Raw genomic sequence first — 17,897 nt, 5'->3', positions numbered from 1 at the left:
CCGGCTGAGTAAGAGAAGGGAGGCGCAGGCCTCCCTTTTTTCTATAACCCGCACGCTGATGGGGGTGATATGGCGCTGATACTGGGCATCGACCCCGGCTCCCGCATTACCGGTTTTGGCATTGTGCGTCACGAAGCCGGACGTCAGGAGTACGTCACCTCGGGGTGTATTCGGGTGGGCGAGGGCGCCTTTCCCGAGCGGCTGCAGAAAATCTTCCATTACCTCTCTGAACTGATTGAGCAATATCGGCCGGATGTGGTCAGTATCGAGCAGGTTTTCATGGCGCGTAATCCGGACTCTGCGCTCAAACTCGGGCAGGCGCGGGGCGCCGCGATTGTGGCCGCGGTGAACGCGGGCCTTGGTGTGCATGAATACAGCGCGCGTCAGGTTAAGCAGGCGGTGGTGGGGACGGGGGCGGCCGACAAGAAGCAGGTTCAGCATATGGTCACCCAGTTGCTGGGGCTGGCCGGTACGCCGCAGGCGGATGCTGCCGATGCGCTGGCCATCGCCTTGTGTCATGCACACATGAGCGGGGTGCAGCAGCAGATGGGTAACGTGGCGCTGGCGGTGCGTGCAGGCCGAGTGCGGCGTCGTTAATTGAATACGAGGGAGCAGGGCTGGTGATAGGACGTTTGAGTGGTGTTTTGCTGGAAAAACAACCGCCGCATATCCTGCTGGATGTGCAGGGCGTCGGCTACGAGCTGGACGCGCCGATGAGTACCTTCTATCAATTGCCGGCGCTGGGCGAGAAGGTCACGCTGCATACACACATGGTAGTACGTGAGGACGCTCAGCTGCTCTACGCCTTCTCCGACAAGCGCGGCCGTGATCTGTTTCGTGAGCTGATTCGGCTTAACGGCGTTGGTCCCAAGCTGGCGCTGGCGCTGATGTCCGGTATGGATGTCGATGAACTGGTGATGGCGGTACAGCACCAGGATGTCAGCGCGCTGGTGAAGATACCCGGTGTTGGCAAGAAAACAGCCGAGCGCCTGTTGATCGAGCTGCGGGATCGTTTCAAGGCCTGGGAGGCTGCTCCAGGTGCCATTACGCTGGCCGGCCCTGTGGCTGGTGGGGGCGTGCCGGCCAAGCCGAGCGCTGATGCCGTCAGTGCGCTTATCGCCCTGGGCTACAAGCCGCAGGAGGCCAGTAAGGCCGTGGCTGCTGTCGACGAAGATGGCCTCAGCAGTGAAGAGTTGATTCGCCGTGCGCTCAAGGGCATGGTGTAGAGCGTGCCTTGCCGGAGGCATTGCTTCCTTTATTGATGGATAAAACATGCTGGAAGAAGATCGCCTGATTGCGGCAACGCCCAGGCAGCAGGAAGAAGTTATCGACCGGGCGATCCGTCCGCTTAAGCTGGCCGACTATATAGGTCAGCCGACGGTGCGCGAGCAGATGGAGTTGTTCATCAAGGCGGCCAGGGGGCGGGGTGAGGCGCTGGATCACGTGCTGATCTTTGGCCCACCCGGTCTGGGTAAAACCACGCTCGCCAATATCATTGCCCAGGAAATGGGCGCCAAGATCAAGAGCACCTCCGGTCCGGTGCTTGAGCGTGCTGGAGATCTGGCTGCGCTGCTGACCAATCTGGAAGCGGGCGATGTGCTCTTTGTTGATGAGATCCATCGCCTGTCCCCTGTTGTTGAGGAAATCCTCTATCCTGCGATGGAGGACTACCAGCTCGATATCATGATTGGCGAGGGGCCAGCCGCGCGTTCGATCAAACTGGATCTGCCCCCCTTCACCTTGGTTGGTGCCACCACTCGCGCTGGCATGCTGACCAATCCGCTGCGTGATCGCTTTGGTATCGTCCAGCGTCTGGAGTTCTACTCGGTCGCGGATCTGTCCACTATCGTGGCCCGTTCGGCTGGGATTCTCGGTTTGCAGATGGATGACGGCGGCGCCCGTGAGATTGCGCGCCGCTCACGCGGCACGCCGCGTATTGCCAATCGTCTGCTGCGCCGGGTGCGCGATTTTGCCGAGGTGCGCAGTGCCGGGATGATCAGCGCCGAGGTGGCCGATCAGGCGCTCAACCTGCTGGATGTCGATGAGCAGGGCTTCGACCATATGGACCGCCGCCTGCTGCTGACCATGATCGACAAGTTTGACGGCGGCCCGGTGGGCATCGACAACCTTGCCGCCTCCATCAGCGAGGAGCGCCACACTATTGAGGATGTACTGGAGCCCTACCTTATTCAGCAGGGGTTTATCATGCGCACCCCGCGCGGCCGGGTGGTTACCCGCCATGCCTACCAGCATTTCGGTCTGAATCTGCCGGCCCGCATGGCCCGTGCCTCTGCGGACCTGTTTGACGATCCGGGCGCGCCTGATCCGCCCTGAAAAATATTTTTGCAAATAGCGAGCAAACCCACTATGCAAAACCCTAGCTTGGCTCTACATTATGCGCGTTGAACGTTCTGGGCCGCCGTTCGAGCTGAAAGCCCGCGTCTACTTTGAAGATACCGATGCCGGCGGCATCGTCTACTACGTCAATTACCTGAAGTTTATGGAGCGTGCGCGGACGGAGCTGGTCCGCACTCTCGGCTTTGATCAAAGCGCTCTGCAGAGAGAAAATGTCATTTTTGTTGTGCACTCTGTCACGGCACGTTATCACGCGCCTGCGCGGCTGGACGATGAACTTGTCGTAACTGCGGCTGTCTTGGAAACCAAGCGAGCAAGTATTCGTTTCCGCCAGAGTGTGACTCGGGCGGGGGAGCTGTTGTGTGAGGGTGATGTGCTGGTTGCCTGTGTGAGTGCAGACCGGTATCGCCCCCAAGCCATTCCGGACAATCTGCGTGAAGCATTCCGTGGTAGTGGCCTGGGGCGTGACGAGTAAACCGAAAGACCGTATGAGATTGCGAGGAGTAGTAGAGCGTGCAGGCTGATCAAATGTCGATATGGCACCTGGTGTCCGGCGCAAGTGTGCTGGTTCAGCTGGTGATGCTGACCCTGCTGGCAGCATCAGTAGTGTCGTGGGTAATGATCTTCCAGCGCAGCAATGTCATGCGCTCGGCGAAAAATGCCCTGGACGATTTCGAAGATCGTTTCTGGTCTGGTGTGGATTTGTCCCAGTTGTACCGTCAGGTGACGGGGTCGCCGGATGAAAACTCCGGGTTGGAGCAGATTTTTCGCGCTGGCTTCAAAGAGTTCTCTCGCATGCGTCAGCAGCCGGGTGTTGACCCGGACGCGGTGATGGATGCGGTACAGCGCTCCATGCGGGTAGCCATTTCACGCGAGGAAGAGAAGCTGGAGCAGCACTTGCCGTTCCTGGCGACTGTGGGCTCGACCAGTCCTTATGTCGGCCTGTTCGGTACTGTTTGGGGGATCATGAACTCCTTCCGCGGTCTGGCAACCGTGCAGCAGGCGACGCTGGCAACGGTGGCGCCGGGTATCGCTGAGGCGCTGGTGGCTACGGCCATTGGTCTGTTTGCCGCGATTCCTGCGGTAGTGGCTTACAACCGCTTCTCGGCGCGCTCGGAAATGCTGATTGGCCGTTACTACACATTCGCTGACGAGTTTTCCAGCATTCTGCATCGCCGCGTTCACGCGCGCGAGGAGTAAGCGGAGGTCGCTATGAGCATGCACATGCACAGGCGCCGTGAGAAGCGTAAACCGGTCGCGGAAATGAACGTAGTGCCCTACATCGACGTGATGCTGGTGCTGCTGGTTATCTTTATGGTGACCGCGCCGATGCTGAACCAGGGCGTGAAAGTCGATCTGCCGCAGGTGTCTAGTGAGGTATTGCCCAGCGACAGCAATCAGCAGGTACTGACCCTGTCCGTGCTGGCTGATGGTACCTATTACTGGAACCTGGGCGAGGCGGTGGACACGGAGAATCATTCCGACAGTGCTGTGTCGCTGGAAGCCATGACCGAGGGCGTGACCAAGATCATGCGCGCCAAGCCCGACACGCTGGTTTACATCCGTGGTGATAAAAATGCCAATTATGGCGTGGTGGTGACCGCTATGGGCGCTCTGCAGCAGGCAGGTGTGCCCAATGTAGGCTTGATTACCGAGGCGCCGTGAGCACGCGATATCAACACCGACCGGCAGCCTCGGAGCGTTATTCGTCCCCGCTGCTGAAAGCGGTTGGACTGCACTTGCTGGTGGCGATCCTGTTGTTCGCCTCCTTCAGTCGTGCGCCGCAGTTTGAGCCGGCCAGACCGATTGTGCAGGCGACGCTGGTACAACTGGACTCAATGAGCCCGAGTACCACGCCGACCGACCAGAACATTGCCGGCGAAGCGCAGCAGTCGCGCTCGCCGCGCGCAGATGAAGAAGCGCTGGAGAAGCAGCGCGAGCAGCAGCAGGCTGCCGAGGCGGCCAGGGCTGCCCAGACAGAGCAGGCGCGTCAGGCCGAGGCGCAGCGCAAGGCGGCAGAGGCTGAGCGCCAGGCAGCTGCAGAGGCCCAAGAGCAGCAAAAGGCTGCCGAGGCCGCTGCAGCTGCTGAGCGTCGCAAGGCCGCTGAGGCGCAAGCTGCTCGCGAGCGCGCCGCTGCCGAAGCTGAGCGCAAGAAGGCCGAGGAAGAAGCGCGTCGCAAGGCGCAGGAAGAGGCCCGTCGCAAGGCGGCGGAAGAGGCCGAGCGCAAGGCTGCCCAGGAAGCCGAGCGTCGCCGTGAGCAAGAGCGGGTCGCCCGCGAGCAACGCGAGCGTGAAGCAGCCAAGGCTAGCGCGTTGAGCGAGTTGCTGGGTGAAGAGACTGAATATCAGCAGGCGCAGGCTGACCGCATTGGCGATCAGGTGGCGGCCAGCTTTGATGATGTTATTCGTCGTTATGTGAGTCAGCAGTGGCGTCGTCCGCCGACTGCGCGTAACGGCATGGTGGTGGAAGTGCGTCTGAGCATGTTGCCGACGGGGCAGATTACCGATGCGGTGGTGATTCGCTCCAGCGGCGACCCGGGTTTCGATCAGTCTGCCGTGCAGGCGGTGAAGAACGTGGGGCGCATCCCGGAAATGCAGCAACTGTCGAGCGAGAATCCGGCGGAGTTCAATCGCCTGTATCGTCAGCGTAACCTGCGCTTCAGACCAGAGGATCTGTCATTCTGATGAAAAGACTGAGTCAAGTATTTGCGGGCATTGTTGCCCTGTGCGTAAGCCAGCTGTTGCTGGCCCAGGACGCCATTGAGATTACCAAGGGTACCGACAAGGCTACGCCGATTGCGGTGGTGCCCTTCGGTTGGCAGGGCAGCGCGCCATTGTCTGAGGACATGGCGCAGATTGTTGGCAACGACCTGCGCAACAGCGGCATGTTTGCACCGCTGGAGCGTAACAATATGCTCAGCTATCCGGTGCGCGGAGAGGAGATCAACGCCCGTGATTGGCGCATGATCGGTGCCGATTACGTGGTCGTGGGGCAGGTAAGCAGTGCCGGTGGTGAGAGCCTGGATCTGACCTATAGCCTGTACAGCGTGGCGCGGGAAGAAGTACTGTTGTCGCGCTCGATCAGCGGCACTAGCAACCAGCTGCGCGATATTGCTCATCATCTGAGTGATGAAGTGTTCAAGGAGCTGACCGGCATCCAGGGTGCGTTCAGTACCAAAATTCTCTATGTCGCGGCCGAGCGCTTCTCCGTCGATAACACCCGCTACACCTTGCAGCGCAGCGATTACGACGGCGCGCGCGCAGTGACGCTGCTGCAGTCGCGTGAGCCGATTCTGAGCCCGAGCTACTCGCCGGATGGCGAGCGCATTGCCTATGTGTCCTTTGAATCGCGCAGGCCCGAGATTTATGTGCACTACATCCGCACCGGTCGTCGTGAGCGGGTGAGCAGTTTCGAAGGGTTGAATGGCGCGCCAGCCTGGTCTCCGGACGGCAATCGCCTGGCCTTTGTGTTGTCGCGGGACGGCAACCCCGAGATCTATGTCATGGAGTTGGCCAGCAAGCAGATGCGTCGGATAACCAATCACTTCTCGATTGATACCGAGCCGACCTGGATGGACAACAACACCATTGTGTTTACGTCCGATCGGGGCGGCCGCCCGCAGATTTATAAGCAGAGTCTGGGCTCTGGCTCTCCCGAGCGCCTGACTTTTGTTGGCAACTACAATGCCAACGCCAAGCTGTCCGTTGATGGGCGCACCATGGTTATGGTGCACCGTCAGGATGGCTACCGTAATTTTCAGATTGCCACGCAGGATCTTGAGCGCGGGAATTTGAGAGTTTTAACAGAAACGTCACTGGATGAGTCGCCAACCGTCTCTCCCAATGGCGCTATGTTAATTTATGCTACCCGTCAACAGGGACGGGGCGTACTCATGCTGGTATCTACAAACGGGCGTGCACGGTCGGAGATTCCGACACAGTTCACCGACCTGCGCGTACCTTCATGGTCCCCATACCTGCCATAGGGCGCACCAACACTAAACCATATGGGGTTAATAGGAGTTCATGATGCAAGTTATCAAGTTTGGCAAAGCCGCTGCTCTGGTTGTCGCGTTCGGCGTGGTTGTAGGCTGTTCCTCCAAGGGTGGCGACACCACTGGCGCTGGTGCAGTTGATCCCAACGCAGGCTACGGTGCCGGCACTTCTGGTGCAGGCTCGGACAACGGCATGAACAGCGCTGAAGCTGCTCTGCGCGCCATCACCACTTTCTACTTCGAGTACGACAGCTCCGAGCTGAAGCCTGAAGCCATGCGCGCTCTGGACGTACACGCCAAGGATCTGAAGTCTGCTGGCAACCGTGTTGTGCTGGAAGGCCACACCGACGAGCGTGGCACTCGCGAGTACAACATGGCTCTGGGCGAGCGTCGTGCTGCTTCCGTTCAGCGCTACCTGGTGCTGCAGGGTGTGTCCCCGGCTCAGCTGGAACTGGTATCCTACGGCGAAGAGAAGCCGGCAGCGATGGGTTCCAACGAGGAAGCCATGGCTCAGAACCGCCGCGTAGAGCTGCGCAAGTAAGAGACGAGGTCGTATGAAGGGTTACAGAGGAGTACTGGTCGCCTTTGCCCTGTCGCCATTGGCGGCAATGGCTCAGGTTCCAGTGATGGAAGGCAGTTCGAATAACAGCTCGAATGCCATGTATCAGGGCTCCTCGGTGACCCAGCAGACCCAGGCTGGCCTTTCCAGTGAAGGCCAGCTGTTTCAACAGTTGTACCAACTTCAGCAGGAAGTAACCCTGCTGCGTGGCATGCTCGAAGAGCAGAGCTACAAACTCAAGCAGATGGAACAGGATCAGCTTGACCGTTACAAAGATATCGACAGCCGTCTGTCTGGCATGAATACCGCACCTGCTTCGGGCAGTAGCGGGGCAAGCTCAGACGTTGCTGACACCCGGGAGCCCGCCGCCAATGCCGGAGCTTCTGCCGCGCCGCCGGACCCGGAGCGCGAAAAGCTGATGTACGACGCGTCCTTTGATCTGGTCAAGGCGCGCGACTTTGACAAGGCCGCTCAGGCCTTCACCGCGTTCCTGCGTCGATACCCCGACAGCCAGTACGCGGGTAATGCGCAATACTGGCTGGGTGAGGTGTATCTGGTTCAGTCTGATCTGGAGTCTGCCGGCAAGGCGTTTGCCCAGGTCATCAGTCGCTACCCCGATCACCGCAAAGAATCTGATGCGATGTACAAGCTCGGTGATGTCGAGCGCCGTCTGGGCCGAGATGACAAGGCGCGTGAGCTGTTTCAGCAGGTCATCAGCAAGTACCCTGACTCCTCTGCCGCGCAGTTGGCTGGGCGCGAGCTATCCAGTTTGAACTGATCTGTCGGGAGCTTTTAGCTCCCGATGTTGTATCTGACAGAGCGTATTCTATGTCTTCCTCTTCTAGCGGCCGTGCCGTTGTCTTGCTTTCTGGTGGGCTGGATTCGGCGACCGTGCTGGCGCTGGCCCAGGCCGAGGGGCTGGCCTGCTACACCATGAGTTTCGATTACGGGCAGCGTCACCGGGCGGAGCTGGCAGCAGCCGAGCGCGTGGCAAGCGCGGCGGGTGTCGTCGAGCACAAGGTGATCGAGATGAATCTGAACGGCATTGGCGGCTCGGCGTTAACCGACGACGCTATTGCCGTGCCCGAGTCGCCCCAGCAGGGGATTCCGGTCACCTACGTGCCGGCGCGCAATACGCTGTTTCTGGCTCTTGCTCTGGGCTGGGCAGAGGTGCTGGAGGCGCGCGATATCTACATTGGCGTCAACGCCGTAGATTACTCTGGCTATCCCGACTGCCGCCCGGCGTTTGTTGAGGCCTTTGAGCGGCTGGCCAACCTGGCGACACGTGCCGGAGTGGAGGGCGAAGGGTTCCGTATTCGCGCGCCGTTGCAGCACTTGAGCAAGGCACAGATTATTCAGGCCGGCCAGGCTCTGGGCGTCGACTACAGTCAGACGGTGTCCTGCTATCAGGCAGACGAGCAGGGGCGCGCCTGTGGCGTATGCGATAGTTGTCGCCTGCGCGCTGAAGGCTTTGCCGCTGCTGGTGTACCTGATGCGACCCGCTATCAGCATTAAATTTTGCGCAGATGCAAAAAAAGGGCTTGAGTTTCCTCGTTAAATCAGTAATATAGCGCGCTTCCAGCAGGGGGTCGTTAGCTCAGTTGGTAGAGCAGTTGGCTTTTAACCAATTGGTCGTAGGTTCGAATCCTACACGACCCACCACTCTGGATATCCTCTCCGGCCGTTCCTGGCCAAGCATTATTGAAAATCCATCAGCGTTTGTTGTTATTGCATTGTGCTGCCAGTGGCTGCGTTTTCGCGTCTGCTTTCCGCTGCGTAGGCTCTGGGACGAACGTGCTACAATCGCCCGTTCCGTTGTTCCTGGTGGATTAAGACATGTCCCAGATTTCAGAGCGTCTGCTGGTTCAGGCGCACCTGGATGCCAAGGCGCCTGCGCCTCTGAGCGATGCAGAAAAGGCCGACTACAAGGCTCGCATCGCCGCTGCTCTCAAAGCGCACAACGCCGTCCTGGTCGCGCACTATTACACCGACCCGGTGCTGCAGGAGCTGGCCGAAGAGACCGGTGGCTGCGTGTCCGACTCGCTGGAGATGGCGCGCTTTGGGCGTGACCACGAAGCGACCACGTTGATCGTGGCCGGTGTGCGTTTTATGGGTGAGACCTCCAAGATCCTCAGCCCGCACAAGCGCGTCCTGATGCCGACGTTGGAGGCGACCTGCTCGCTGGATCTGGGCTGCCAGATTGACGAGTTTTCAGCTTTCTGCGATCAGCATCCAGATCGAACCGTTGTGGTTTACGCCAACACGTCGGCGGCGGTCAAGGCGCGGGCGGATTGGGTAGTGACCTCCAGCTGCGCGCTGCCGATTGTCGAGCACCTGATCGATAAGGGCGAGAAAATTCTCTGGGCGCCGGACCAGCACCTGGGTAACTACATTCAGCGCGAAACTGGCGCCGATATGCTGTTGTGGCAGGGCTCGTGTATCGTTCACGAGGAATTCAAGGCCAAGGTCCTGGAAGACCTGCGCAAGGTGCACCCGGAAGCCGCGATTCTGGTGCATCCCGAGTCGCCTCAGTCGGTGGTTGAGCTGGCTGACGTGGTTGGCTCTACCAGCCAACTGATTCAGGCCACCCGCGACCTGCCAAACCCTACCTTTATCGTGGCCACGGACCGAGGCATTTTCTACAAGATGCAGCAAGCAGCGCCTGATCGTTTGCTCATCGAGGCGCCGACCGCCGGTAACGGGGCGACCTGTCGCAGCTGTGCGCACTGCCCGTGGATGGCCATGAACACGTTGCCGCGCGTGCTCGCAGCGCTGGAAACCGGGGCTGATGAAATTCACGTCGACGCTGATCTGATCCCTAAGGCGGTGCGCCCGCTGGATCGGATGCTGGACTTCACCCGCAACGCCAATCTTGCTGCCAAGGGTAATGCCTGAGCAGGCTCTGTAGTCGTCCTCGGACGGCTCTGTTGCTTGGCGGGCGTTACAGCGATTCGATCAAGGCCCGTTGACGACGCAGCTCGTTCTGTTGCTCCTTGATGCGCGCGGTGGTCACGAAGTTGCCGCCTGCACGTTCCAGGGCGAGCTGTAGCTGTTGCTCAGCCTGTTGCAAGTCGCCGGTCAGCTTGAAGTAGTGCGCGCGCGCCAGGTGTACGCCCAGAATATTGCCGGCCAGGCCGCGAATCTCGGCCGCCAGATACCAGACGTCAGGGTCGTCCGTGCGGCGGCTGGCCAGGCGGTCGATGGCCCGCTCTGCTTCGGCGTATTGTTGTTGCTTGAGCAGCAAGTCCGCCTCGGCAAAGGCGAGGGGAAAGTTGCCCGGGAAACGCGCCTGCTGTTGTCGGGTACGCTCCAGTGCCTGTTGCAGGCGGCCGGCGTTGCTGTCCAGTTCGATCTGCGCCAGGTTGAACGGCAGGCTGTTGGGTTGCTGCTCAAGCAGCGGAGCCATTGTTTCGCTGGCCTCGGCGTGCTGGCCGCCGCGAGAGAGCGCCAGGGCGAGACCGTAGCGCGCCGCGTCGTGGTTGCCGTCGTGATCGTCCAATTGGGCGCGGAAGCGCTTGGCTGACAGGCCGGGGCTTTGTTCGTACTTGAGCTGCACGCGCGCGCGCATCAGCTGATAGTCGAGGCTGTCATTCTCGCCGCCGCTGGGCAGTTGCTCCGCGCGATTGCGGGTGTCGGCCATGCGCGACTGACTGACCGGGTGGGTCAGCAGGAATTCAGGTGGCGTGGTGTCATAGCGGCTGAGTTGGGCCAGACGCTCGAACATGGTCGGCATCGCGGTGGGGTCATAGCCCGCGCGCTCCAGGTTGACGATGCCAATGCGGTCGGCCTCCTGTTCGTTTTGCCGCGAGAAGCGCCGCTGCTCCTGAATGGCTGCGGCCTGGGTTGTGGCCAGCGCGGCGAAGCCGGCGTCTCCGCCGCCTGCTGCCGCCAGTACTATGGAAGCCAGCATCGCGGTCATGAAGGGCACTTGCATGCGTTGCTGTTGCTCCAGGCCCCGAGCAAAGTGGCGTTGGGACAGGTGCGCCAATTCGTGCGCCATAACCGAGGCAAACTCGGCCTCGCTCTGCGCGTGCAGAAACAGGCCGCCATTGACGCCGACCACACCGCCGGGGGCTGCGAAGGCGTTAAGCTCAGGGCTGTCGATCAGTACAAAGGCGAGGCGGCGATCGGTCAGCTGACTGGTTTCTGCCAGGCGATAGGTGCGCTGCTCAACAAAGTCTTTGAGTTGCGCGTCGTCCAGGGTGGACACTGCACCACGCAGCATGGTGAGCCAGGTGCGCCCCAGCTGGTATTCCTGTTCGCGTGACATGATGGATGAGCTGGTGTCGCCCAGCGAGGGCAGATTGAAGTCGTCCGCGCTGACCGGCGCGCCCGCAGGCAGGCCCAGGGTGCCAACCAGTAAGACGCTATGCAGCAGGCGTTTGGCTGACATCTTTTCTCGCATCATTTTTGTCTCATACCGGGTCTGGCTGTTGTCGAGAGGCGCGCCCGCAAGGCTATACTGTCGCGCACTTGTTGTGGAGCCCTTGCATGTCTGTTGAATTGCCCATCGATGCTGTTGTTGACGCCCGTGGACTCAGCTGCCCGTTACCCCTGCTGAAGGCCAAGCAGGCGCTGAACAGCATGTTAGCAGGCCAAACGTTGCATGTAATGGCTACCGACGCGGGTTCCGAGCGGGACTTTCAACGCTTTGCCGAGTTGTCCGGTAACCGGTTGCTGCAGGCTCGCGCGTTTGACGGCGAATTTCATTATTGGTTGCGTAAAGCAGATTGATTAAATGCTAAAAGTTTTTCAGGGTTGGGTTCAGCGTTATTTTTCCGATGAAGAGGCAGTGGTGCTGGCAGTGGTGCTGGCGCTGGGCTTCGCGATCGTTATCTCCTTTGGCGACAAGCTTGCGCCGCTGTTGACTGGCGTGGTGCTGGCTTACCTGCTGCAGGGGTTGGTCACCCGTCTGCAGCGCTGGCTGCCCCATGCGCTGTCGGTGTGGATTGTGTTCTTGCTGTTTCTTGGGGCGCTGGCCGCTCTGCTGGGTGTGGTTGTGCCGCTGGTCTGGAAACAGATGCTCAATCTGTTTAACGAGTTGCCGGGCATGCTGGGAGAGTGGCGTGCGCAGCTGTTGCACCTGCCCGAGGAATACCCCTCGTTTATTTCAGAGGCGCAGATCGAACGCCTGATGAACTCTATCAATGGTGAAGTGGGTGCCTTCGGACAATGGGCGTTGTCGCAGTCGTTGGCCAGCTTGCCGGTGGTGGTGACCGTGTTGGTGTATCTGGTACTGGTGCCTATTCTGGTGTTTTTCTTCCTCAAGGACAGCCAGACCCTCACTGCCTGGACGGTCAGCCACCTGCCGCGTGAGCGCCGCCTGATGCGGGTTGTGTGGACGGAAATGAACCAGCAGATTGCCAACTACATTCGCGGCAAGGCGGCGGAAATTCTGATCGTCGGCGCGGTGACCTACATCTCCTTCGCCATACTCGGGGTCAATTATGCGGCGCTGCTGGCGGTGCTGGTGGGTTTGTCGGTGCTGGTGCCCTACATCGGCGCTACCGTGGTTACTATTCCGGTGGCGTTGATCGGCCTGTTCCAGTGGGGGCTGGGCAACGAGTTTATGGTGCTGATGATTGTCTACGCTGTGATTCAGGCGCTGGATGGCAATGTGCTGGTGCCGATTCTGTTTTCCGAGGCGGTCAACCTGCACCCAGTCGCGATTATCGCAGCAGTGCTGATCTTTGGCGGGTTGTGGGGCTTTTGGGGGGTGTTCTTTGCGATCCCGCTGGCGACCTTGTTCAAGGCGGTGCTCTATGCCTGGCCGCGCGGCCTGGAGGCGGCGCACGATGCTCAGGCGGCGCAGGCCTGAGCATCACTTCGCGGGCGCTGTGGCAGGTTACAGCGCCTGAACGGCTTTCAGTACGTCGGCAACATGCCCCGGTACCTTAACCTTGCGCCATTCGTGACGCAGCACGCCTTGCTCGTCAAACACAAAAGTGCTGCGCTCAATCCCCTCGTATTCCTTGCCATAGAGCTTCTTGGGTTTGATAACGTCGAACAGGCGGCAGAATGACTCGTCCGGGTCGCTGATCAGCTCGAACGGAAATTCATGCTTGGTCTTGAAGTTGGTGTGGGTGCGCAGGCTGTCGCGCGATACGCCATAAATCACCGCGCCGGCCTCGGTAAAGGCGGCGTGGTTGTCACGGAAGTCCTGACCCTCAGTGGTACACCCCGGGGTGTTGTCCTTGGGGTAGAAGTAAATCACGACCTTTTTGCCGGCCAGGCTGGCGGGCGTCACGGTCTGATCGCCGGTAGCGCTGGCGCTGAAGTCGGGGAGGGGCTGGTTCAGTTCAACGGACATGGGCGGTCTCCTCGTCAAATATCAGTGCAGTGGGCGCCAGGGTTCGATCACGGCGTCCAGGTTCAGTTCGTCGCAAAAGTCCAGAAACTGCTCGCGCAGCCAGCTCAGTTGGGTGCGCGCCGGTATCGCTATGGTCAGCGTCAGATTGAGCATGGGCGTGCCAGTGTGCTGAGCCTGATAGGTGAAGCTCTGCAGCTCTTCAATGTCGATGCTCAGTTGCTGGAAGAAGTTGCACAGCTCTCCAACCAGCTCTGCCCGCTGGGCTGCCGTCACAAAAACGTTGTAGGGCAAGGCTTGTGGGCGTTCGTCCAGGCTGTGGCTGCGGGACATGGACAGCTGAATGTGTTCGCGCTTGGCCAGCGGCGGCAGCAGGGTTTCCAGTCGGGCCAGGGCGTCCCAGTTGCCGCTGACCTGCAACAGCAGAACGGCGCAACTGCCGTGGCGGCTCATGCGGCTGCTGACAATCTGGCATCGATGCTCGGTGCACAGGCGGGTCAACAGGCTGGCCAGCGATGTGGTTTCCTGGCCCAGGACGTTAATGACCAGATATTGCTCGCGTTGACCCGGTGGGGTGGACATGGTGATCCTCTAATTCACGGAAGCGCCTTTTGAGCGCGATAAACAAGCGGCTATTGTCCCAGCCTGTCGGAGGCGGGGCAACTGCCGGTAGCGAGCGGTGTCGGGCGGCGGTGGCGAGCCAGCTCGACGTGTCTGATGGGCAGAAGTCGGCGCGCTGCTTGCTGCCCGTGTGGCGGTCCTCGGTGGCGTCCGGTCAGCAGCTGTCTGCTGGTTACCGACGCGGTGTAATTAATCAGTGCTCCCTTGTACTGGCCGCGGGGCGAAAGTACCATTGTCGTTTATTGTTCCAAGTGGAGAGTTGCATGATCTCGGGCAGTCTGGTGGCGCTGGTTACACCCATGGATTCAAACGGAGACCTGGATTGGCAGGCTCTGGAGCGCCTGATCGACTTCCACCTGGAAAAGGGTACCGACGGCATCGTTGCCGTCGGCACGTCCGGTGAGTCCGCTACCCTCGACATGAGCGAGCACAAGGAAGCTATTCGCCGCGTGGTACAGCAGGTTGGCGGGCGCATCCCGGTGATTGCCGGTACTGGCGCCAACTCGACCCGTGAAGCGGTCGAACTGACCGAGGCGGCGCGCAGCGTTGGTGCCGATGCTGCACTGCTGGTTACCCCCTATTACAACAAGCCTACCCAGGAAGGCCTGTACCTGCACCACAAGCACATCGCTGAAGCCGTTGCCATTCCGCAGATTCTGTACAACGTGCCGGGTCGCACCGCGTGCGACATGCTGCCGGAAACCGTTGAGCGCCTGGCTGCCATCAGCAACATCGTTGGTATCAAGGAAGCGACCGGTGACCTGCAGCGTGCGCGCGAGGTTATCGAGCGGGTGGGCGATCGCATGGCGGTCTACTCCGGCGATGATGCAACGGCAGTAGAGCTGATCCTGCTGGGTGGCAAAGGCAATATCTCCGTGACGGCCAACGTGGCGCCCCAGCAAATGCACGAGCTGTGTGCTGCTGCCCTGCGTGGCGATGATGCAACGGCTCGCCGCCTCAATGAGGCCCTGATGCCCCTGCACAAGGCGCTGTTTATCGAATCCAATCCGATTCCGGTCAAGTGGGCTCTGCTTGAGATGGGGCTGATTGCCGATGGCATTCGTCTGCCGTTGACTCAGCTCAGCGCCCGCTGCCACGACACCGTGCACGGCGCCCTGCGTGAGTGTGGCCTGCTCTAATCAATCGGAATACCTGTTGACCAAGGAAACATTTATGAAGCCTGTGCTGAGCGCACTGACCCTGGGAGTTTTGGCCAGCCTGAGCGGCTGTGGGTATCTGATGGGGGAAGACGGATACTTCCGTGATCGTGGTAGCGACTATCAGCAGGCCGAGGTGCAGCCTCGCATGACGGTGCCGGCCGGGCTGGAAAGCAAGCCCACGGGCGATCTTCTGCCGGTTCCTGGACAGATTGCCGCCGCGCCGCAGCCGGGTGAAAAATTTGAAACGCCACGTCCGCGCCCAATGGCGGCCGGTGTTGACACCTCCACGTTCTCGCTGCAACAAGAAGGCAGCCAGCGCTGGGTGTTGGCACAGCTGCCGGCCTCCGACGTGTGGCCCCTGTTGCAGCGTTTCTGGTCTGACTACCGTGTGCCCATGGCACAAAGTGATGCCGCGCTGAGCGAATTTGCTACCCAGTGGGTCGATTTCAGCAAGGCTGCCGGCAACCCGTTGGTACGCCGCATGCTGCCGCTGGTGCAAGAAGGGCAGCGGGTGGACGACGAAGAGCAGCGCTTCCGTCTGCGCCTGGAGCCTGGCGTCAAGAACGGCACGGCCGAGATCAAGGTGCTACACCAGGCGCGCGATCTGGGCGATGACGACAGCGAATGGCCGACCCGTTCAGACAACGCCAACTTCGAGCGCGCTTTGCTGGCCGAGCTGGAAACCTACCTGAACCAGAGCGTCAGCAGCGATGGCCCGGCGCTGGTGTCCAGCATCATCAACAGCGGCCCGGTAGAGACCAGCCTGGAGCAAGACGGCGCTGGCAACAGCGTGCTGTACATGCTGACCGACTTCAACCGCGCCTGGTCTGATGTGGGCGAAGCGCTGGCCCGCGCGGACGTACTGGTGACGGACTACAACCGCAGCTCCGGCGTCTATTACGTAGATCTGGATCAAACCCGCTCGGAACAGGAAGAAGAGCCGGGCTTCTTCGCCCGCTGGTTTGGCGGTGACGATGAAGAAGAGCAGGTTGAGGATGATGGCAATCAATTGCAGGTTCGTCTGACGCCAGTGTCCAGCCGCATTGAGGTCAGTGTGGATGCCGGCATCGAGCAGGCAGCCGACAGCGCGACCGCCCGTGACCTGTTGGAGCGTATTCAGCGCGGCCTGAACGAGCGGCCGCCGCGCCAGTGAGGTATTGCTCCCTCGGCAGCGGTAGCCGTGGTAACGGTACCCTGGTTGAACAGGGTGCCAGCCGTTTGCTGGTGGACTGTGGTTTCAGTTTGCGCGCCACTGAGCAACGGCTGCGCCAGGCTGGTATCAGTGGTGATCAGCTCAGTGCGATCCTGGTTACCCATGAGCACAGCGACCATATTCAGGGCGTCGCCAAGCTGGCCAGGCGCTATGACCTGCCGGTTTACCTGACGCCGGGAACCGGTTATGCCCTGCGTGAAGAAGACGGCCTGGACATTCGCCATGTCGACCTGCACGGGCGCTTTGGCATTGGCGAGCTGGAAATTACCCCGGTTGCCGTGCCGCATGATGCGCGAGAACCCTGCCAATACATATTCGACAACGGTCAACAGCGTCTTGGTGTGTTGACCGATACAGGCACTATTACGCCGTGGATTGTTGAGCAATACAGCAATCTGGATGCACTTTTTCTGGAAGCCAACTATGATCCGCACATGTTATCGAGCGGACCCTATCCGGCTTTTTTGAAGGCGCGGGTTGGCGGCAATCTGGGCCATCTGAGTAACCAGCAGGCCGCCGGTTTTTTGCGGTCTGCGGGGCTGGACCGGTTGCGGCATATCGCCGTGGCGCATATCAGCGAAAAGAACAATCGCCCGGAGCTTGCCCTGGCAGCGCTGCAGGACGTGCTGACCGGCTGGACCGGAGAGCTGCTGCTGACGCAGCAGGACCAGGGGCTACCCTGGCAATCAATTCAGTAACTGCCCATCACCATTTTGCGGACAGCGGGAGCCGATAATGGAAAAACGTAACGAACTCTATCGCGGTAAAGCCAAGTCGGTATACACCACTGACGATCCGGATCGCCTGGTCCTGCTGTTCCGCAACGACACCTCCGCCTTTGATGGGAAGAAGATCGAACAGCTCGATCGCAAGGGCATGGTCAACAACCGCTTCAACGCCTTCATCATGCAGAAGCTGGAAGACGCCGGTATCCCTACCCAGTACGACCAACTGTTGTCTGACACCGAGTCGCTGGTCAAAAAGCTCGACATGATTCCGGTTGAATGTGTCGTACGCAACTTTGCCGCCGGTAGCCTGGTCAAGCGACTGGGCGTGGAAGAGGGCATGACCCTGACGCCGCCGACCTTTGAACTTTTCCTGAAAGACGACGCCAAGGGCGACCCCTTCATCAACCAGTCGCACGTTGTGACCTTCGGCTGGGCGACCGCCGAACAGCTGGCGCGCATGCAGGAACTTACGCTGAAGATCAACGACATCCTCAAGGGCCTGTTTGACGACGCCGGCCTGCTGCTGGTCGACTTCAAGCTGGAATTCGGTCTGTTCAAGGGCGAGATTGTCCTTGGCGACGAGTTCAGCCCCGACGGCTGCCGCCTGTGGGACAAGGAAACCCGCAAGAAGATGGACAAAGACCGCTTCCGTCAGGGCCTCGGTGGTGTTATCGAAGCCTACGAAGAAGTCGCCCAACGCCTTGGCGTACCGCTGTCCTGAGCATCTTCGGCTACCGCATTGTCAGCAAAAGCTGGTAACATGCGCGCCGACTTGGAGAGTTGCCAGAGTGGTCGAATGGGACGGATTCGAAATCCGTTGTACGGGCAACCGTACCCAGGGTTCGAATCCCTGACTCTCCGCCATACAAACAAAAACGCCCAGCCTAGCTGGGCGTTTTTGTTTGTCCGGAGGGTTCTCGGTGAGAACCCTCGTTCGACCGAGCCTGCCGTGCAGGCGAG

The 17,897-nt window shown here is 60.2% G+C and carries 21 protein-coding genes and 2 tRNA genes; 20 read left to right on the top strand and 3 right to left on the bottom strand.

Going from position 1 to position 17,897, the window contains the following annotated elements:
- The first annotated feature begins 69 nt into the window (after window positions 1-69).
- The 13 genes from ruvC (at window position 70) to nadA (ending at window position 9,803) form a co-directional block, all read left to right on the top strand.
- Entirely contained in the window at window positions 70-597 is a 528-nt protein-coding gene (gene ruvC / locus HV822_RS03765; RefSeq protein WP_238872419.1) for a crossover junction endodeoxyribonuclease RuvC, read from the top strand.
- A 23-nt stretch (window positions 598-620) separates the two neighbouring features.
- Window positions 621-1,226, top strand: a complete 606-nt coding sequence (gene ruvA / locus HV822_RS03760; RefSeq protein ID WP_238872418.1) for a Holliday junction branch migration protein RuvA — start codon at window positions 621-623, stop codon at window positions 1,224-1,226.
- Window positions 1,227-1,272: 46 nt separating this feature from the next.
- Window positions 1,273-2,334: a Holliday junction branch migration DNA helicase RuvB gene (gene ruvB / locus HV822_RS03755; protein ID WP_238872416.1), complete on the top strand. Its 1,062-nt coding sequence runs from the start codon at window positions 1,273-1,275 to the stop codon at window positions 2,332-2,334.
- A 61-nt stretch (window positions 2,335-2,395) separates the two neighbouring features.
- The gene (gene ybgC / locus HV822_RS03750) at window positions 2,396-2,830 is read left to right on the top strand and encodes a tol-pal system-associated acyl-CoA thioesterase (protein ID WP_238872415.1); all 435 of its coding nucleotides are present in this window, start codon (window positions 2,396-2,398) and stop codon (window positions 2,828-2,830) included.
- Window positions 2,831-2,883: 53 nt separating this feature from the next.
- Window positions 2,884-3,555 (top strand): protein TolQ, encoded by a 672-nt coding sequence (gene tolQ / locus HV822_RS03745; protein ID WP_238873528.1) that lies wholly within the window; start codon window positions 2,884-2,886, stop codon window positions 3,553-3,555.
- 24 nt (window positions 3,556-3,579) lie between these two features.
- Entirely contained in the window at window positions 3,580-4,020 is a 441-nt protein-coding gene (gene tolR, locus HV822_RS03740; protein WP_083727746.1) for a protein TolR, read from the top strand.
- The gene (gene tolA / locus HV822_RS03735) at window positions 4,017-5,039 is read left to right on the top strand and encodes a cell envelope integrity protein TolA (RefSeq protein ID WP_238872414.1); all 1,023 of its coding nucleotides are present in this window, start codon (window positions 4,017-4,019) and stop codon (window positions 5,037-5,039) included. Before tolR ends, tolA begins: the two co-directional genes overlap by 4 nt.
- Window positions 5,039-6,340, top strand: coding sequence for a Tol-Pal system beta propeller repeat protein TolB (gene tolB, locus HV822_RS03730; RefSeq protein ID WP_238872413.1), 1,302 nt, complete (start codon window positions 5,039-5,041; stop codon window positions 6,338-6,340). The genes tolA and tolB overlap by 1 nt, the downstream gene beginning before the upstream one ends.
- 43 nt (window positions 6,341-6,383) lie before the next feature.
- A complete protein-coding gene (gene pal, locus HV822_RS03725) occupies window positions 6,384-6,890 on the top strand; it encodes a peptidoglycan-associated lipoprotein Pal (RefSeq protein ID WP_238872412.1) in 507 nt (168 codons plus the stop codon).
- Between the two features lie 13 nt (window positions 6,891-6,903).
- Window positions 6,904-7,686 carry a tol-pal system protein YbgF gene (ybgF, locus tag HV822_RS03720; protein ID WP_238872411.1) on the top strand — a complete coding sequence of 261 codons (783 nt, stop codon included), beginning with the start codon at window positions 6,904-6,906 and terminating at the stop codon, window positions 7,684-7,686.
- A 50-nt stretch (window positions 7,687-7,736) separates the two neighbouring features.
- Window positions 7,737-8,423, top strand: coding sequence for a 7-cyano-7-deazaguanine synthase QueC (gene queC, locus HV822_RS03715; RefSeq protein ID WP_238872409.1), 687 nt, complete (start codon window positions 7,737-7,739; stop codon window positions 8,421-8,423).
- Window positions 8,424-8,494: 71 nt separating this feature from the next.
- Window positions 8,495-8,570 (top strand) — tRNA-Lys (locus HV822_RS03710).
- A 174-nt stretch (window positions 8,571-8,744) separates the two neighbouring features.
- Window positions 8,745-9,803: a quinolinate synthase NadA gene (gene nadA, locus HV822_RS03705; protein ID WP_238872407.1), complete on the top strand. Its 1,059-nt coding sequence runs from the start codon at window positions 8,745-8,747 to the stop codon at window positions 9,801-9,803.
- A 46-nt stretch (window positions 9,804-9,849) separates the two neighbouring features.
- On the opposite strand, the gene HV822_RS03700 is transcribed toward nadA, so the two are convergent.
- On the bottom strand, window positions 9,850-11,301 hold the full coding sequence (locus HV822_RS03700; RefSeq protein ID WP_238872406.1) for a M48 family metalloprotease: 1,452 nt from the start codon (window positions 11,299-11,301) through the stop codon (window positions 9,850-9,852).
- A 98-nt stretch (window positions 11,302-11,399) separates the two neighbouring features.
- On the opposite strand from HV822_RS03700, the gene HV822_RS03695 reads away from it, so the two are divergent.
- Together HV822_RS03695 and HV822_RS03690 are read left to right on the top strand one after the other, a co-directional pair.
- The gene (locus HV822_RS03695; protein WP_238872404.1) at window positions 11,400-11,642 is read left to right on the top strand and encodes a sulfurtransferase TusA family protein; all 243 of its coding nucleotides are present in this window, start codon (window positions 11,400-11,402) and stop codon (window positions 11,640-11,642) included.
- Window positions 11,643-11,646: 4 nt separating this feature from the next.
- Complete coding sequence (locus tag HV822_RS03690) at window positions 11,647-12,726, top strand: AI-2E family transporter (RefSeq protein WP_238872403.1); 1,080 nt, start codon at window positions 11,647-11,649, stop codon at window positions 12,724-12,726.
- Between the two features lie 27 nt (window positions 12,727-12,753).
- Here the strand turns inward: HV822_RS03690 and HV822_RS03685 are convergent, their stop codons facing one another.
- Both HV822_RS03685 and HV822_RS03680 read right to left on the bottom strand, forming a co-directional pair.
- Window positions 12,754-13,218: a peroxiredoxin gene (locus HV822_RS03685; protein ID WP_238872402.1), complete on the bottom strand. Its 465-nt coding sequence runs from the start codon at window positions 13,216-13,218 to the stop codon at window positions 12,754-12,756.
- A 21-nt stretch (window positions 13,219-13,239) separates the two neighbouring features.
- Window positions 13,240-13,797, bottom strand: coding sequence for a glycine cleavage system protein R (locus tag HV822_RS03680; RefSeq protein WP_238872400.1), 558 nt, complete (start codon window positions 13,795-13,797; stop codon window positions 13,240-13,242).
- Window positions 13,798-14,099: 302 nt separating this feature from the next.
- Here HV822_RS03680 and dapA point away from each other — a divergent pair, with 302 nt between their 5' ends.
- From dapA to HV822_RS03655, 5 genes are all read left to right on the top strand, one after another.
- Window positions 14,100-14,975 (top strand): 4-hydroxy-tetrahydrodipicolinate synthase, encoded by an 876-nt coding sequence (gene dapA, locus HV822_RS03675; RefSeq protein WP_238872398.1) that lies wholly within the window; start codon window positions 14,100-14,102, stop codon window positions 14,973-14,975.
- A gap of 34 nt (window positions 14,976-15,009) precedes the next feature.
- Window positions 15,010-16,149: an outer membrane protein assembly factor BamC gene (gene bamC / locus HV822_RS03670; RefSeq protein ID WP_238872397.1), complete on the top strand. Its 1,140-nt coding sequence runs from the start codon at window positions 15,010-15,012 to the stop codon at window positions 16,147-16,149.
- Window positions 16,146-16,907 carry an MBL fold metallo-hydrolase gene (locus HV822_RS03665; protein ID WP_238872396.1) on the top strand — a complete coding sequence of 254 codons (762 nt, stop codon included), beginning with the start codon at window positions 16,146-16,148 and terminating at the stop codon, window positions 16,905-16,907. Before bamC ends, HV822_RS03665 begins: the two co-directional genes overlap by 4 nt.
- Window positions 16,908-16,944: 37 nt before the next feature.
- Entirely contained in the window at window positions 16,945-17,658 is a 714-nt protein-coding gene (purC, locus tag HV822_RS03660; protein ID WP_238872394.1) for a phosphoribosylaminoimidazolesuccinocarboxamide synthase, read from the top strand.
- Between the two features lie 53 nt (window positions 17,659-17,711).
- Window positions 17,712-17,801: transfer RNA gene (locus HV822_RS03655), tRNA-Ser, on the top strand.
- Window positions 17,802-17,897 lie beyond the last annotated feature (96 nt).

This window comes from Halopseudomonas maritima (assembly GCF_021545785.1).
GTDB classification, from domain to species: Bacteria; Pseudomonadota; Gammaproteobacteria; order Pseudomonadales; family Pseudomonadaceae; genus Halopseudomonas; species Halopseudomonas maritima.
The sequence above is the reverse complement of the archived record's forward strand: the minus strand, read 5'-3'. Positions and strand labels throughout refer to the sequence as shown.